Source organism: Micromonospora sp. DT46 (assembly GCF_049841735.1).
GTDB lineage: Bacteria > Actinomycetota > Actinomycetes > Mycobacteriales > Micromonosporaceae > Micromonospora > Micromonospora reichwaldensis.
Genome location: NZ_JBNCKW010000005.1, coordinates 323,524 through 338,411, shown reverse-complemented (window position 1 = coordinate 338,411; position 14,888 = coordinate 323,524). Strand labels below are relative to the sequence as shown.

Genomic DNA, 14,888 nt, shown 5'->3' with positions numbered 1-14,888 from the left:
GGTCACATCGTCCCTGAGGGTACTTATCGGTGATCGGACCCTTTTCCGTGCCAATACGGCTACGGAGGGTGATCAGCCCGCTGCGGGCGGCGGGGTGTCGGCCCCGGGCAGGGCCAGCATCTTCTCCAGCGCCACCCGGGCGTGGTGCGCGGTGTCCGGGTCGACGGTGATCTGGTTGACCAGCCGGCCGGCGACCAGCTCCTCCAGCGCCCAGACCAGGTGGGGCAGGTCGATCCGGTTCATGGTCGAGCAGTAGCAGACGGCCTTGTCCAGGAACATGATCTGCTTGTCCGGGTGGGCCAGCGCGAGCCGGCGGACCAGGTTCAGTTCGGTGCCGACCGCCCAGGCCGAGCCGGCCGGGGCCGCCTCGATGGCCTTGATGATGTATTCCGTCGAACCGACGAAGTCGGCGGCGGTGACCACCTCGTGCCGGCACTCCGGGTGGACCAGCACGTTCACCCCCGGCACCCGCTCCCGCACGTCGTCGACGCTGTCCAGCGTGAAGCGGCCGTGCACCGAGCAGTGCCCGCGCCACAGGATCATCCGCGCGTCACGCAGCTGCTGCGGGGTGAGCCCGCCGTTGGGCTTGTGCGGGTCGTAGAGGACGCAGTCGTCCAGCGAGAAGCCCATCTCCAGCACCGCCGTGTTGCGACCCAGGTGCTGGTCGGGGAAGAAGAAGACCTTCGACCCCTGCTCGTACGCCCACTCCAGCGCCCGCTTCGCGTTCGACGAGGTGCAGACCACGCCGCCGTTGCGGCCGACGAAGCCCTTGATGTCCGCCGAGGAGTTCATGTACGTCACCGGGACGGTCTCCGCCGCGATGCCCAGTTCGGTGAGCACGTCCCAGGCGGTCTCGACCTGCGACAGCACCGCCATGTCCGCCATCGAGCAGCCGGCGGCCAGGTCGGGCAGGATGACCTTCTGCGCGTCCGAGGTGAGGATGTCGGCGCTCTCGGCCATGAAGTGCACGCCGCAGAAGACGATGTACTCCGCGTCGGGCCGGGCCGCCGCCTCGCGGGCCAGCTTGAACGAGTCACCGGTCACGTCGGCGAACTGGATCACCTCGTCGCGCTGGTAGTGGTGCCCCAGCACGAAGACCTTGCTGCCCAGCGCCGCCTTCGCCGCCGTCGCCCGGGCCACCAGGTCCGGGTCGCTGGGCGCCGGCAGGTCACCCGGACACTCGACGCCGCGCTCCGTGGCGGGGTCGCTGCCCCGGCCGAGCAGCAGCAGTGCCGTCGCGGTGTTGGAGGGTTCCACCCAGGTCGAAGTCACGTGCCCCATGGTCCCACAGTGCGGCCTCGGCGCAGCCTCCAGCGGTGTGTGCTGCCACACTGCTCGACATGCGCGTGCTGCTCTGTCCGGACAAGTTCGCCGGCACCCTGCCGGCCCCGCAGGTCGCCGATGCCGTGGCCACCGGCTGGCGGGAGGTCGCCCCCGGCGACGACCTGCTCGTGCGGCCCCTGTCGGACGGTGGGCCGGGCTTCATCGACGTGCTCTCCGACGCCCTCGGCGGACGCCGGATTCCGGTGCCGACCGTCGACCCGCTGGGCCGCCCGACGACCGGTGAGATCCTGCTCACCGACGGCGGTGCGACCGCCTGGCTGGAGAGCGCCCAGGCGTGCGGGCTGCACCTGCTCGACGCGGCCGAGCGGGACCCGAAGACCACCTCCTCGTACGGGCTGGGGGTGCTGGTTGCCGCCGCCCTGGAGGCCGGGGCCCGGACGGTCGTGATCGGGCTGGGCGGCTCCGGCACCAACGACGGCGGCGCGGGCATGCTCACCGCGCTCGGCGTGACCCCGCTGGACGCCACCGGCCAGGCACTGCCGTACGGCGGGGGCGCGCTCGGCGCGGCGGACGCCCTCGACGGCGCGCCCCGGCTGCGCGACGCCCGCCTGGTGGCCGCCACCGACGTGGACAACCCGCTGCTCGGGCTGCACGGGGCCAGCAACGTGTTCGGCCCGCAGAAGGGCGCCGACCGGGCCGACGTGCTGCTGCTCGACGCCGCGCTGGAGCGTTTCGCCGCCGTGCTGGAGCGGGACCTGCCCGGCTGCCCCGAACGGCTGGGCGCGCTGCCCGGCGGCGGCGCGGCCGGCGGGCTGGGCGCGGCCGTCCTGGCGCTGGGCGGGCACTGCGAGTCGGGCATCGGCCTGGTCACCCGGGCGATCGGGCTGGACGTCACCCTCGACGAGGTCGACCTGGTGATCACCGGGGAGGGCTCGTTCGACCACCAGTCGCTGCGCGGCAAGGTGGTGGCCGGGGTGGCCGGCGCCGCCCGGGACCGGGGCGTGCCCTGCGTGGTGGTCGCGGGCCGGGTGAGCACCGGGCGGCGGGAGGCCGGGGCGGCCGGGGTGACCGACGCGTACAGCCTGGTGGAGCACTTCGGGGGCGAGGAACGCGGCGGGCTGGCCGCCGCGATGGAGCGCCCGGCCGAGGGGCTGCGGGCGCTCGGCACCCGGCTCGCCCGGCAGTGGAGCCGCTGACCACGGCCGGTGCGGAGGCGCTCCGGGCGGCGGCCCTGGTCACGCCGGACGGGTGGGGCCGGCCGTGGCGGCGTACCATCGGATCTGGACCACACCGGGAATGGCTGGGCGACAGGAGATGTTGGCCAGTGCGTCCGGACCCAACCGCGCAGGGAGATTTCACGTGACCACGCCAGCGCAGACCGAGTCGACCGAGGCCAAGGCCCCCACGTCCGTCGTCCTCACCGACGTCGCGGCGCAGAAGGTCAAGGCCCTGATCGAGCAGGAGGGCCGCGACGACCTGCGGCTCCGGGTCGCCGTGCAGCCGGGTGGCTGCTCCGGCCTGCGGTACCAGCTCTTCTTCGACGAGCGGTCGCTCGACGGTGACGTCGTCACCGACTTCGACGGTGTCGAGGTCGTCGTCGACCGGATGAGCGCCCCCTACCTGGCCGGCGCCACCATCGACTTCGCCGACCGGATCGACGCCCAGGGCTTCACCATCGACAACCCCAACGCGGGCAACTCCTGCGCCTGCGGTGACTCGTTCAGCTGAGCCAGACCTCCGCTGACCACGGCGGGGCCGTCCTCCGGGGCGGCCCCGCCGTCGTCTTCCGGTCGGAAACGAGCCGTCGGGAAGATGACCCGGGGCCGACCGACCGGTCATCCTGAGGGGGCCGGGCCGGTAGGCTGACCGGCGCCCTGCTCCCGACCCCGAGGGTTGACATGAAGATCGCCGTGACCGGCTCGATCGCCACCGACCATCTGATGAGCTTCCCCGGTCGCTTCGCCGACCAGTTCATCGCCGACCAGTTGCACAAGGTCTCGCTCTCCTTCCTGGTGGACGACCTGGTGCTGCGGCGTGGTGGGGTGGCGGCCAACATCGCCTTCGGCATGGGGCAGCTCGGCCTGCGCCCGGTCCTGGTCGGCGCGGTCGGCGCGGACTTCGCCGACTACCGCTCCTGGCTGGAGCGGCACGGCGTCGACTGCGACTCGGTGCACATCAGCGAGGTGGCGCACACCGCCCGGTTCGTCTGCACCACGGACACCGACATGTGCCAGATCGCCTCGTTCTACGCCGGGGCGATGAGCGAGGCGCGCAACATCGAGCTGGCGCCGGTGGCCCGCCGCCTCGACGGGCTGGACCTGGTCCTGGTCGGCGCGAACGACCCGGAGGCGATGCTGCGGCACTCCGCCGAGTGCCGGGAGCGCGGCTACCGGTTCGCCGCCGACCCGTCCCAGCAGCTCGCCCGCATGGACGGCGAGGACGTCGTCGGGCTGATCGAGGGCGCCGAGTACCTGATGACCAACGACTACGAGAAGTCGCTGCTGCAGAGCAAGGCCGGGCTGACCGACGCGCAGCTGCTCGACCGGGTCAAGGTGCGGGTCACGACGCTGGGCAAGGACGGGGTGGAGATCGCCGGGCGGGACTTCGACCCGATCCACGTGCCGATCGCGCGGGAGACCCAGGCGGTCGACCCGACCGGTGTCGGCGACGGCTTCCGGGCCGGCTTCTTCACCGCCCTCTCGTGGGGGCTCGGGCTGGAGCGGGCTGCCCAGGTCGGCTCCCTGCTCGCCACGCTGGTGCTGGAGACCGTCGGCACCCAGGAGTACGAGGTCCGCCGCGACCTGTTCGTCAAGCGCCTGGCCGAGTCGTACGGCGACGTCGCCGCCGAGGACGTCCGCCCGCACCTCGTGCCGTGACGTGACACCGGCGCTGGTCGCGTCGCCGGGCCGCCGGGAGTGGTGAGGAACACCCCCGGCGGCCGCCGGCATCGGCGGGAACGGCGGCGTGGTGCGGGTCGGGCCCCTACGCCACCCGGGTCAGTGGCGGCGGCGGACGTCGAAGGCGGGGCCGTCCGGGCCGGTGACCGTGCCGAGGAACTCGTGGCCGCGCATCCGGCACCAGGCCGGGATGTCCACCGCCGCGGCCGGGTCGTCGGCGAGCACCCGCACCACCGTGCCGACGGGCAGCTCGGGCAGCCGCCGGGCCGCCGCGATCACCGGCAGCGGGCAGCGCTGACCGCGGCAGTCGAGGATCTCCGCCGGCGCCGTCACAGCCCCACCACCCCGGCCTCGGCGCGCAGTCGCGCCACGACACCGGGCAGTTCGGTGAGGAACCTCTCGATGTCGGCCTCCGTCGTCTCCCGGTGGAGCGAGACCCGGACGTTGCCGTGCGAGAGCACCCCCATCGCCTCCAGCACGTGCGACGGCCGCAGCGTCGACGACGTGCACGAGGAGCCCGAGGAGACGGCGAACCCGCGCCGGTCGAGCGCGTGCAGCAGGGCCTCGCCGTCGACGTAGAGGCAGGAGAAGGTCACCAGGTGCGGCAGGCGGTGGTCGGGGTCACCCACCACCTCCACGTCGGGCACATCGGCCGCCACCCGGTCCCGGATCCGGGCCACCAGCGGCGCCAGCCGGGCCGCCTCGGCCGCCGCGTCGGCCGCCGCCGCGCGCAGGCTCGCCGCCGCCGCCACCACCGCCGGCAGGTTGAGCGTGCCCGGCGTACGCCCGGCCTCCCGCTCGTCGGCCGGCCAGGGCGACTCCCAGCGGGTGCCCTTGCGCACGACCAGCAACCCCACCCCGGGCGGCCCGCCCCACTTGTGCGCGCTGGCGGTCAGCATCGACCAGCCCGCCGGCACCGGGGCCCGGCCCACCACCTGGGCGGCGTCCACGCACAGCGGCACCCCGGCCTCGGCGCACTCCCGCGCGGCCCCGGCCACCGGCTGGAGCGTGCCGACCTCGTGGCTGGCGGCGATCAGCGCGGCCAGCGCCACCCCCGGCGCCCGGACCGCCGCCGCCCAGCGGTCCAGGTCGAGCCGGCCGAGCCGGTCCACCGGTACGGACGTGGCCGTGCCGCCCGCCGCGACGTGCTTCTCGGTGGCGTGCAGCACCGCCGAGTGCTCGATCGCGGAGTGCACCAGGCCGGCGCCCACCCGACGCCGGCCGGTCAGGCCCCCCAGCACGGCGGAGTGCGCGGCCGTCGTACCGCTGGGGGTGAAGGACAGCTCGTCGGCGCGGACGCCGAGCGTCTGCGCGCAGGCCTCGCGGGCGGCGTCGAGGAGTTGACGGGCGCGGCGGGCCTGCGTGTAGAGCCGGCCGGGGTCGGCCCAGCCGTCGTCGAGGGCGGCCAGCAGCGCCTGTCGGGCGACCGGATGCAGCGGCGCGGCGGTGGCCGCGTCCAGGTAGACCGGGGATGCGCTCACGCGAGCCAACGTATCGCGCCGGTATGCCCAAGATCCCCCCGATGGGGGCCGACAGCGACCCCAACACGGTCCAGCCCGTCATGGTCGAGTAATCTGCGACCGTCGGTGACGCCTTTGCCGCTGGTGCTGTCGCTCCGCAGGCGGAGGGCAGGGACAAGACACCGCGGCGCGCTAGGGAGGCAGGACCAGGTGGTCGCAAGGAGTTCGGAGGTACGGCCGTCGGCCGTACGGCACAGCGCTTCCCCAGGAGCCGGTGGGCGCCGGGGACGTGGTGCCGGTCGGATCGCCGGGCTCGGCCTCGGCGGAGCGGCGCTGCTGGTCCTGCTCACGGGCTGCGACGTCGGCGCGGCGTTCGGCGGCTTCGGCTGGCCGCAGGGCGGCATCACGCCCGAGTCGCACCGGATGTACGACCTGTGGATCGCCTCGTGCATCGCGGCGCTCGCGGTCGGCGTCTTCGTGTGGGGCCTGATCTTCTGGTGCGTCGTGCGCTACCGCAAGCGGGGCAACGAGCTGCCGGTGCAGACCCGTTACAACATGCCGATGGAGTTCCTCTACACCATCGCGCCGATCCTGATCGTCTCCGTGCTGTTCTACTACACGGCGGTCGTGCAGACCGACGTGGTGCGGACGACCAAGAACCCCGACGTCACGGTCGAGGTGGTCGCGTTCAAGTGGAACTGGCAGTTCAACTACCGCGACGGTCAGGGCCAGGACGCCAACACGGTCGCCTCCGTGCTCGGCACCAGCGAGGTCATCCCGATCCTGGTGCTGCCGACCGACCGGTCCATCCGGTTCGAGGAGACCAGCCGCGACGTCATCCACTCGTTCTGGGTGCCGGAGCTGCTGTTCAAGCGCGACGTCATGCCGGGCAAGATCCGCAACGTCTTCGAGGTCTCGAAGCTGGAGTCCGAGGGCGCCTACGTCGGCCGCTGCGCGGAGCTCTGCGGCAGCTACCACGCCTTCATGAACTTCGAGCTGCGGGTCGTCTCCCCGGAGAAGTACGAGCAGTTCCTGGCGGCCAAGCGGGACGGCAGGTCCACGCAGGAGGCGCTGACGGCCATCGGCGAGGACCCGTACGCGAAGACCACGAAGCCGTTCGAGACCCGTCGCACCGAGGCCAACTTCAACCCGGACGACGCGCCGGCCGGCGCGGGAAGCTGAGGGATCGGGCATGAAGACCGAGTGGCGCATCTTCCTGGTCATCGCCGGGTTCCTGCTCTTCGCCACCGTCCTCTACGGCGGGTGGACCGCCGCCGACTCCGGCGGCCAGGTCGAGTGGGTCGGCACGGTCGCCCTGCTGCTGAGCTTCCTGCTCTGCACGATGTGCGGCGGCTTCTTCTGGTTCGTCTCCCGCCGGATCGACCTTCGGCCGGAGGACCGGCCGGACGGCGAGATCGCCGACGGCGCGGGCGAGATCGGCTTCTTCAGCCCGGGCAGCTACTGGCCGTTCGGCCTGGCGATCGCCGTCGGGATGGCCGGTTTCGGCCTCGCGTTCTGGCAGTTCTGGCTGCTCGGCCTCGGCATGCTGGCGGTCACGTTCTCCGTCTGCGGCCTGCTGTTCGAGTACTACAGCGGCACCCGGCGCACCGCCGAGCACTGATCGGTCGGTCACCCGCGAACGTCCCGAAGGCCCGCCTCCCCGGGGAGGCGGGCCTTCGGCGTGGAACGGGTGGCGCGGGCGCGGGACGTGGTCGGCAGCGGCGCTGAGCGGACACCGCGGGGGACCGACGCCCGCTCAGCGGTGGCGGCGGTTTCAGGCGGCGCGGCGGCGGCTCGCCGGGCGGTGCCGGCCGCTCGGACGCGCCAGGCGGAACGTGAAGGTGGTGACGAGCACGGCCGCGCCGCAGCCCGTGCAGACCAGTTCGGGGCAGTCGGCGCCGTGGCCGTCGGCGCACGGCGGCGCCTCGAACGGCTCGACGCCCTCACAGGTGTCGCAGTAGAGCTCGCGCTCCGACACGGGCGTCTCCTCTCGCTCCGGTCCCGCGGGGGCGCGTCGCACACGCCCGACGGGGATTGCCGCGCTCGACGGCGCAGGACGAATGTGGGAACTACTCAGCTGTAGTTTCCCACGGGGGTCCGACAACCTTCGGCGAGGCCCGGGGCTCAGAGGGCGCGCGCGACCTCGATCCAGCGGTCGAGGACGCGGGCGGCGGCCCCGGAGTCGACGGACTCGGCGGCCCGGTCGATCCCGGCCCGCAGGGCCGCGGTGAGGTCGCCGTCGAGCGGGCCCTGCGTGGCCAGCGCCGCCGCCGCGTTGACCAGGACCGCGTCGCGCACCGGGCCGGTCTCGCCGGCCAGCAGCCGGCGGACCACGTCGGCGTTGAAGGCGGCGTCACCGCCGCGCAGGTCGGCCAGGGTGGCCCGGGGTACGCCGAGGTCGGCGGCGTCCAGCAGCGACTCCCTGACGACGCCGCCCTGGGCCGCCCAGACGCGGGTCGGTGCGGCGGTGGTGAACTCGTCCAGCCCGTCCTCGCCGCGCATCACCAGCACGGAGTCGCCCCGGGCGGCGAAGACGCCGGCCATCACCGGGGCCATCCGGGCGTCGAAGCAGCCGACCGCTCCGGCGCGGGGCCGCGCCGGGTTGGTCAGCGGGCCGAGGAAGTTGAACACCGTGGGCACGCCCAGCTCCCGGCGTACCGGGCCGGTGTGCCGCATTCCGGGGTGGAACCGGGCCGCGAAGCAGAAGCCCATGCCGGCCTCGGCGACGCACCGGGCCACCCCCTCGGGGCCCAGGTCGAGCGGCACGCCGAGGAACTCCAGCACGTCGGCGGTGCCGCAGGAGGAGGAGGCCGCCCGGTTGCCGTGCTTGACCACCCGGACACCGGCGCCGGCCACCACCAGCGAGGCCATGGTCGAGATGTTGACGGTGTGCGCGAGGTCACCGCCGGTGCCGACCACGTCGAGGGCGGTGGCGCGCAGCTCGTCGGGCAGCTCGACCGGGACCGCCCGGCCGAGCATCGCCTCCACCAGACCGGCCAGCTCGGCCGAGGTCTCACCCTTGGCGCGCAGCGCGACGACGAAGCCCGCCATCTGCGCCGGGGCGGCCGAGCCGGCCATGATCTCGCCCATCGCCCAGGCGGTGTCGGCGGTGGCGAGTTCCTCGCCGCGCAGCAGCGCGTTGAGCAGGTGCGGCCAGGTCCGATCGCCCAAGGCGGGCCTCCCGAGCGTGCGAGATGCGGGTGGGATGGAACCGGCACCGGTCGGCCCGGCGCCGTGGCGGGCCGGAGCGGGGGACGTCAGGCGGGTGCGTGCGTCCGCAGCAGCTCGGCCACCGTCGTGCCGGTGGTCACCGGGTCGAGCGGGTGCACCAGGGTGGCGTCGACCTCGGCGTACGCCGCGAGCCACCGGTCGGCGGCGCGGGCGATCACCACGCAGGTCGGGGGGGCGTCGGCCCGGTCGTCCTTGATCTGCCGGGCGATGCCGATGCCGCCGCCCGGGCTCGCCTCGCCGTCGAGCACCAGCAGGTCGATCTCGTAGTCGTCGACGAGCCGGACGCACTCGGCGTAGTCGGACGCCTCGACGAACTCGACCCGCAGGCCGGGCGCGGGGCGCGGCCCGACGGCGAGCCGCATCCGGTCGCGGACCTCCGGGTCGTCGCTGTAGAGCAGGACGGTGCAAAGACGATCGCTCATGCCGGCACTCCGCTTCGCTCCGTGCCGTCGTGCGGCACCATCACACTGAGCTTGATGATTCGTTCGCTGCGCGCTCGTCGGTCGGACTGGCTCCCACCTCGTGGCCGCCCGCTGATCGTACCGGTCGGTGTGAGGTGTGCGACGTCCGCCCGGCGGCGGCGCCGGGGCGTACCGGCCGGCCCGGCTCAGGCCGTGGACTCCGCGGCGCGCTGACGGGCCTCCTGGCGGTCCAGGTCGCGGTCGACGCGGCGGGCCTCCCGCTCGGCGTGCCGCATCCACTGCACGACCAGCACGGCCAGCATGGTCACGCTGACGAACTCGCCGCCGGCCCAGAGGATGCCGCCGGCGACCACCTGGTCCTGCCACGGGTCCGACCAGGTGAGCCCGAGCGACGGGTACCAGTCGCCGCCGAAGAGCGTGCTGCTCTGCATGATGGTGAGTCCGAGCACGGTGTGGAACGGCACGGAGAGCAGCATCAGCAGCGCCCGGGCCGGGTACGGCCAGCGGCCCGGCAGCGGGTCGAGCCCGAGCAGCGGCCAGAAGAACACGCAGCCGGTCATGATGAAGTGCGCGTGCACGACCTCGTGCGCCCACACGTTCTCGAGGGTGTAGCGGTACAGGTCGGTGAAGTAGAGCGCGAACGGGTTCACCACGAAGATGGCGAACGCCACCAGGGGGAAGCTGTAGATCCGGGCGATCCGGCTGTGCACGACCGCCAGCAACCGCTTGCGCGGTCGCGGCGGCAGGGTGCGCAGGGCCAGCGTCACCGGCGCGCCCAGCGCGAGGAAGATCGGCGAGATCATGGAGAGCACCATGTGCTGGACCATGTGCACCGACAGCAGTGCCGTGTCGTACGCGTGCAGGCCGCTGACGGTGACCGCCGCGATGCCGCCGAGGCCGGGGCCGAGGAAGAAGACCGTCCTGGCTACCGGCCACCGGTCGCCCCGGATCCGCAGCCGGTGCACCCCGTAGAGGTAGACGCCGGCGGCCAGCACCAGGCCGACGGCGAGCCAGCTGTCCAGCCTGGTCTCGGTGAACACCGAGGTCACGGTGAACGGTGGCGGGGTGGCCGCGCTCGCCGCCGGCGCGGCGACGGCGGCTGCGGCGGAGATCGGATCGGCGTGCAGCACGCTTTTCAGCCTAGGTCAGGCGAACCGGACTGCCCCGATCGGGCTGTGGATGCCACGGGTTTGGCCCCCCGCTGATCGGCGGCCCCGGTCAAGGGCAATAATGACCGCGTGACTGCGGCCCCAGCCATTGACAAGAGCCGGATCCACTCCCTGACCCGACCCAACATGGTCAGCGTCGGGACGATCGTGTGGCTCTCCAGCGAACTCATGTTCTTCGCGGCGCTGTTCGCGATGTACTTCTCCATCCGCGCGGCGGCGCCGGAGCAGTGGGCGAAGCACACCGAGCACCTCAACATCCCCTACGCGACCACCTTCACGGTGATCCTGGTGTTGTCCTCGGTGACCTGCCAGCTCGGGGTGTTCGCCGCCGAGAAGGGTGACGTCCACGCGCTGCGGCGCTGGTTCACGATCACCTTCGTGATGGGCCTGATCTTCGTCCTCGGCCAGCTCAACGAGTACCGCGAGCTGGTGCACGCGGGCATCAAGATCAACGAAGACGGTTACGGGTCGATGTTCTACCTGACCACCGGCTTCCACGGCCTGCACGTGGCCGGCGGTCTGGTCGCCTTCGTCATCTTCATGATCCGCACCACCATGGGCCGGTTCACACCGGCGCAGGCCACGTCGGCGATCGTCGTGTCCTACTACTGGCACTTCGTCGACGTCGTGTGGATCGGGCTCTACGCCATGATCTACTGGCTTCAGTGATCTTGGCGCGTCACGAACCGCGCCGCTGCTCCGTCCCCTGAGACAAGGTCCAACCGGTTAAGGACACAGGTCATGACTTCTGACAACGACCGCCGACGCGGTCTGCTCGCGCGGCTGCGCGAGCGGCCCGCGGCGCGCAGCAGGGGCCGCCGCCGGCTGGGTGCCGCGGTCCGGCTGTTCGCCGCGCTGATGCTGGCCGGCGGCGCCTACACCGTCTTCGCCCCCGGCGTGCAGGCGCAGGACACCCCGCTCACCGGTGCCGCCGCGGAGGGCAAGGCGCTGTTCGACGTGAGCTGTGTGACCTGTCACGGTCGCAACGCGCAGGGCGTCGAGGGGCGCGGGCCGAGCCTGATCGGCGTCGGCGCGGCCTCGGTCGAGTTCCAGGTCGGCTCCGGCCGCATGCCGATGGCCCGGCAGGAGGCCCAGGCCCAGCGCAAGCCTGAGCTCTTCACCGACGAGGAGACCCGCCAGCTCGCGCAGTACGTCCAGGAACTCGGCGGCGGCCCGGTGGTGCCCGACGGTGACAACCTGCACGCCGACGGGAACGTCGCCGCCGGCGGCGAGCTGTTCCGGATCAACTGCGCGCAGTGCCACGCCTTCGGCGGCGGCGGCGGCGCCCTGTCCTCCGGCAAGTACGCGCCGAGCCTGCGCCCGGCCACCGACCGGCAGATCTACGCCGCCATGCTGAGCGGCCCGCAGAACATGCCGGTCTTCGGCGACAACCAGATCTCCCCGGACCAGAAGGCGGACCTCATCGCCTACATCCAGGAGACCCTGAAGCACGACCAGGACCCGGGCGGCTTCAACCTCGGTCGGTACGGGCCGTCCACCGAGGGCCTGGCGATCTTCCTGGTGGGCATCGTCGCGCTCGTCTTCGCGAGCCTGTGGATTGCGGGCAAGTCGTGACCGGGCGGCTCATCCGATTCAGTGCCGTGGTGCCGCAGCGCGGCACCGCCCGTAGCGAGGTGACGGCATGACCACGCACACCGAGCACCAGGCCCAGCAGGGCCGGGAGCCGCTCGACGTGAACACCCCCGGGCTCAGCCAGTTCGACATCGTCCGGGAGGGCGCGCGCCGGGACGATATCGAGATCGTCCACTACGAGCCGCAGGTGGCGCCGGGCAGCAAGGCCGAGCGCCGGCTGACCCGTACGGTCGCGTCGTTCTTCCTGCTGACCGGCCTGGCGGCGACCGCGTTCCTGGTGATCTACATCTGGTGGCCGTGGGAGTACTCCCCGGGCAGCGGCGGCGACAAGTGGTACACGCCCCTGCTCGGCGTCACCCTCGGCGTGGCCCTGCTCGGCATCGGCTTCGGCATCCTGACCTGGGGCAAGAAGCTGCTGCCGAAGGAGGTCTCGATCCAGGACCGGCACGAGGGTGCCGTCGCCTCGGACGACCGGATCATCACCGGCCAGACCATGCTCTACATGGCCGACGAGCTGGGCGTGAAGCGCCGGCCGCTGCTCGGCATCTCGCTGCTGGCCGGTCTCGCGCCGGTCGGCGCGGTCGCCGCGGCGCCCCTGGTCGGCGGCCTGATCTCCCAGCCGCACAAGAACAACCAGATGTTCAGGACGGGCTTCGCCCCGACCGAGAGCGGCGAGAAGATCCGCCTGGTCCGCGAGGACGGCCGGCCGGTCCGCCCGGCGGACGTCAGCGCGGGCGGCCAGATCACCGTCTTCCCCGGCATCGACCACGGCGTGAGCAACCTGCACGCGGACTCGCCGACCCTGCTGATCCACCTGCGGGACTCCGACGCGCAGAAGTCGCGCCAGGCCAACGAGCGTGAGCAGCACGGCGACTACATGTGGGGCAACTACGCCGCGTTCTCCAAGATCTGCACGCACGCCGGTTGCCCGGCGAGCCTGTACGAGCAGCAGACCAACCGCCTGCTCTGCCCGTGCCACCAGTCGCAGTTCCTGATCACCGACAACGCCCGGCCCATCTTCGGCCCGGCCAGCCGACGGCTGCCGCAGCTGCCGATCGAGGTGGACTCCGAGGGCTACTTCGTGGCCAAGTCCGACTACACCGAGACCGTCGGGCCCGACTTCTGGGAGCGGCCGTGAAGCGGCGCAAGTTTGACAAGGCAGCAGTCCCGGGGAACGTCGCCCGGGGGGTGGACGACCGCTTCCAGGTGGCCACCCCGCTGCGCCGGCTGCTGAACAAGGTCTTCCCGGACCACTGGTCGTTCCTGCTCGGCGAGATCGCGCTGTTCTCGTTCGTCGTCCTGCTGCTGACCGGCGTCTTCCTGACCTTCTTCTACGAGCCGGCGATGACCGAGGTCGTCTACAACGGCAGCTACGCCCCGCTGCGGGGCACGCCGATGTCGGCCGCGTACGCCTCCAGCCTGGACATCTCGTTCGACGTCCGCGGTGGCCTGATCATGCGGCAGATGCACCACTGGTCGGCGCTGCTGTTCATGGCCGCCATCGTGGTGCACATGCTCCGGGTCTTCTTCACCGGCGCGTTCCGCAAGCCGCGTGAGACCAACTGGATCATCGGCTCGCTGCTGTTCTGGGTCGGCTTCCTCGCCGGCTTCACCGGCTACTCGCTGCCGGATGACGGCCTCTCCGGCACCGGCCTGCGGATCGCCTCGGCGATCATGCTCTCCATCCCGGTGATCGGCTCCTGGGTCACCTCGTCGGTCTTCGGCGGGGAGTTCCCGGGCACGATCATCATCAGCCGGTTCTACATCGCCCATGTGCTGCTCGTCCCGGGCCTGCTGCTCGCGCTGATCGGCGCCCACCTGGGCCTGGTCTTCAAGCAGAAGCACACCCAGTGGCCCGGCCCCGGCCGGACCAACGGCAACGTGGTCGGCGAGCGGATGTTCCCCCGCTACGCGATCAAGCAGGGCGGCTTCTTCATGGTCGTCTTCGGCGTGATCGCGCTGATGGGCGGCCTGTTCCAGATCAACCCGATCTGGCTGTTCGGCCCGTACGAGGCGTGGGTGGTCTCGGCCGCCAGCCAGCCCGACTGGTACGTCATGTTCCTCGACGGCTCGACCCGCCTGATGCCCAACTGGGAGATCAACATCCCGATCGGCGACGGGTACGTGATCCCGCCGCTGTTCTGGCCGACGGTCGTGCTGCCGGGCATCCTGGTCGGCCTGTCGACGCTCTACCCGTTCCTGGAGGCCCGGCGCCTCAAGGACACCAGGAGCCACAACCTGCTCCAGCGTCCCCGGGACGTGCCGGCCCGGACCGGCCTGGGCGCCATGGCGCTGGCGTTCTTCGTCGTGCTGACCCTCTCTGGCGCCAACGACGTCATCGCCGACAAGTTCCAGATCAGCCTGAACGCGATGACCTGGGCCGGCCGCATCGGCCTGCTGGTGCTGCCGCCGCTGGCGTACTACGTCACCTACCGGATCTGCCTGGGTCTCCAGCAGCACGACCGGGAGGTGCTCGCCCACGGTGTCGAGACCGGCATCATCCGGCGCCTGCCGGACGGCCGGTTCGAAGAGGTGCACCAGCCGCTCGTGGCCGCCGACGGGCACGGCGACGGCCACGGCGCGCTGCCGTACGCCGGCTGGGTCGTGCCGAAGAAGATGAACCGGCTCGGTGCCCTCGGCCCGGCCATCCGGGGCTTCTTCTACCCGATCGAGAAGCCGGCCGAGGCGCCGGTCTCGCCGGGGCACCCGCCGGTCGAGCCCCGACCGGAACGGGAGGAGATCGGCAGCGGCGAGAGCCGCCGCTGACCCCGCGACACCTCGACGTGGCGCCCACCGGAGTCCTCCGGCGGGCGCCACGTCCGTTTCCGCCCC

General features: G+C 72.3%; 16 protein-coding genes. 9 read left to right on the top strand and 7 right to left on the bottom strand.

From position 1 onward, the window contains the following. Positions 1 to 72: 72 nt before the first annotated feature. Positions 73 to 1,272 (bottom strand): quinolinate synthase NadA, encoded by a 1,200-nt coding sequence (nadA, locus tag ACLQ20_RS15850; RefSeq protein ID WP_425856147.1) that lies wholly within the window; start codon positions 1,270 to 1,272, stop codon positions 73 to 75. 68 nt (positions 1,273 to 1,340) lie between these two features. Between nadA and ACLQ20_RS15845 the strand changes: the two genes are divergently transcribed. The 3 genes from ACLQ20_RS15845 (at position 1,341) to ACLQ20_RS15835 (ending at position 4,160) form a co-directional block, all read left to right on the top strand. After that, positions 1,341 to 2,480, top strand: coding sequence for a glycerate kinase family protein (locus tag ACLQ20_RS15845; RefSeq protein WP_151456664.1), 1,140 nt, complete (start codon positions 1,341 to 1,343; stop codon positions 2,478 to 2,480). A 163-nt stretch (positions 2,481 to 2,643) separates the two neighbouring features. Beyond that, on the top strand, positions 2,644 to 3,012 hold the full coding sequence (gene erpA, locus ACLQ20_RS15840) for an iron-sulfur cluster insertion protein ErpA (RefSeq protein WP_091104634.1): 369 nt from the start codon (positions 2,644 to 2,646) through the stop codon (positions 3,010 to 3,012). 170 nt (positions 3,013 to 3,182) lie between these two features. Further along, complete coding sequence (locus ACLQ20_RS15835) at positions 3,183 to 4,160, top strand: carbohydrate kinase family protein (RefSeq protein ID WP_151456659.1); 978 nt, start codon at positions 3,183 to 3,185, stop codon at positions 4,158 to 4,160. 120 nt (positions 4,161 to 4,280) lie between these two features. Here the strand turns inward: ACLQ20_RS15835 and ACLQ20_RS15830 are convergent, their stop codons facing one another. Further along, positions 4,281 to 4,514 carry a sulfurtransferase TusA family protein gene (locus ACLQ20_RS15830; RefSeq protein WP_151456658.1) on the bottom strand — a complete coding sequence of 78 codons (234 nt, stop codon included), beginning with the start codon at positions 4,512 to 4,514 and terminating at the stop codon, positions 4,281 to 4,283. Then, positions 4,511 to 5,662, bottom strand: a complete 1,152-nt coding sequence (locus ACLQ20_RS15825) for a cysteine desulfurase family protein (RefSeq protein ID WP_425856144.1) — start codon at positions 5,660 to 5,662, stop codon at positions 4,511 to 4,513. Before ACLQ20_RS15825 ends, ACLQ20_RS15830 begins: the two co-directional genes overlap by 4 nt. Positions 5,663 to 5,851: 189 nt before the next feature. On the opposite strand from ACLQ20_RS15825, the gene coxB reads away from it, so the two are divergent. Then, the gene (gene coxB, locus ACLQ20_RS15820; RefSeq protein WP_132236131.1) at positions 5,852 to 6,823 is read left to right on the top strand and encodes an aa3-type cytochrome oxidase subunit II; all 972 of its coding nucleotides are present in this window, start codon (positions 5,852 to 5,854) and stop codon (positions 6,821 to 6,823) included. Positions 6,824 to 6,833: 10 nt separating this feature from the next. Further along, complete coding sequence (locus tag ACLQ20_RS15815) at positions 6,834 to 7,262, top strand: cytochrome c oxidase subunit 4 (RefSeq protein WP_357578187.1); 429 nt, start codon at positions 6,834 to 6,836, stop codon at positions 7,260 to 7,262. 153 nt (positions 7,263 to 7,415) lie between these two features. Here ACLQ20_RS15815 and ACLQ20_RS15810 read toward each other — a convergent pair whose 3' ends face one another. From ACLQ20_RS15810 to ACLQ20_RS15795, 4 genes are all read right to left on the bottom strand, one after another. Then, positions 7,416 to 7,619 carry a hypothetical protein gene (locus ACLQ20_RS15810; protein ID WP_151454495.1) on the bottom strand — a complete coding sequence of 68 codons (204 nt, stop codon included), beginning with the start codon at positions 7,617 to 7,619 and terminating at the stop codon, positions 7,416 to 7,418. 146 nt (positions 7,620 to 7,765) lie between these two features. Beyond that, on the bottom strand, positions 7,766 to 8,812 hold the full coding sequence (gene trpD / locus ACLQ20_RS15805) for an anthranilate phosphoribosyltransferase (RefSeq protein ID WP_151454494.1): 1,047 nt from the start codon (positions 8,810 to 8,812) through the stop codon (positions 7,766 to 7,768). Between the two features lie 86 nt (positions 8,813 to 8,898). Continuing rightward, positions 8,899 to 9,294, bottom strand: a complete 396-nt coding sequence (locus ACLQ20_RS15800) for a hypothetical protein (RefSeq protein ID WP_132236139.1) — start codon at positions 9,292 to 9,294, stop codon at positions 8,899 to 8,901. 185 nt (positions 9,295 to 9,479) lie between these two features. Then, entirely contained in the window at positions 9,480 to 10,424 is a 945-nt protein-coding gene (locus ACLQ20_RS15795) for a cytochrome c oxidase assembly protein (RefSeq protein ID WP_327029172.1), read from the bottom strand. 108 nt (positions 10,425 to 10,532) lie between these two features. Between ACLQ20_RS15795 and ACLQ20_RS15790 the strand changes: the two genes are divergently transcribed. The 4 genes from ACLQ20_RS15790 to ACLQ20_RS15775 all read left to right on the top strand — a co-directional run bounded on the left by ACLQ20_RS15790 (position 10,533) and on the right by ACLQ20_RS15775 (position 14,822). Further along, entirely contained in the window at positions 10,533 to 11,132 is a 600-nt protein-coding gene (locus ACLQ20_RS15790; RefSeq protein ID WP_151454492.1) for an aa3-type cytochrome oxidase subunit III, read from the top strand. Between the two features lie 72 nt (positions 11,133 to 11,204). Further along, positions 11,205 to 12,038 carry a cytochrome bc1 complex diheme cytochrome c subunit gene (locus tag ACLQ20_RS15785; protein WP_132236145.1) on the top strand — a complete coding sequence of 278 codons (834 nt, stop codon included), beginning with the start codon at positions 11,205 to 11,207 and terminating at the stop codon, positions 12,036 to 12,038. Positions 12,039 to 12,105: 67 nt separating this feature from the next. After that, positions 12,106 to 13,194, top strand: a complete 1,089-nt coding sequence (locus ACLQ20_RS15780) for a cytochrome bc1 complex Rieske iron-sulfur subunit (protein WP_151454491.1) — start codon at positions 12,106 to 12,108, stop codon at positions 13,192 to 13,194. Beyond that, on the top strand, positions 13,191 to 14,822 hold the full coding sequence (locus ACLQ20_RS15775; protein ID WP_151454490.1) for a cytochrome bc1 complex cytochrome b subunit: 1,632 nt from the start codon (positions 13,191 to 13,193) through the stop codon (positions 14,820 to 14,822). The genes ACLQ20_RS15780 and ACLQ20_RS15775 overlap by 4 nt, the downstream gene beginning before the upstream one ends. Positions 14,823 to 14,888 lie beyond the last annotated feature (66 nt).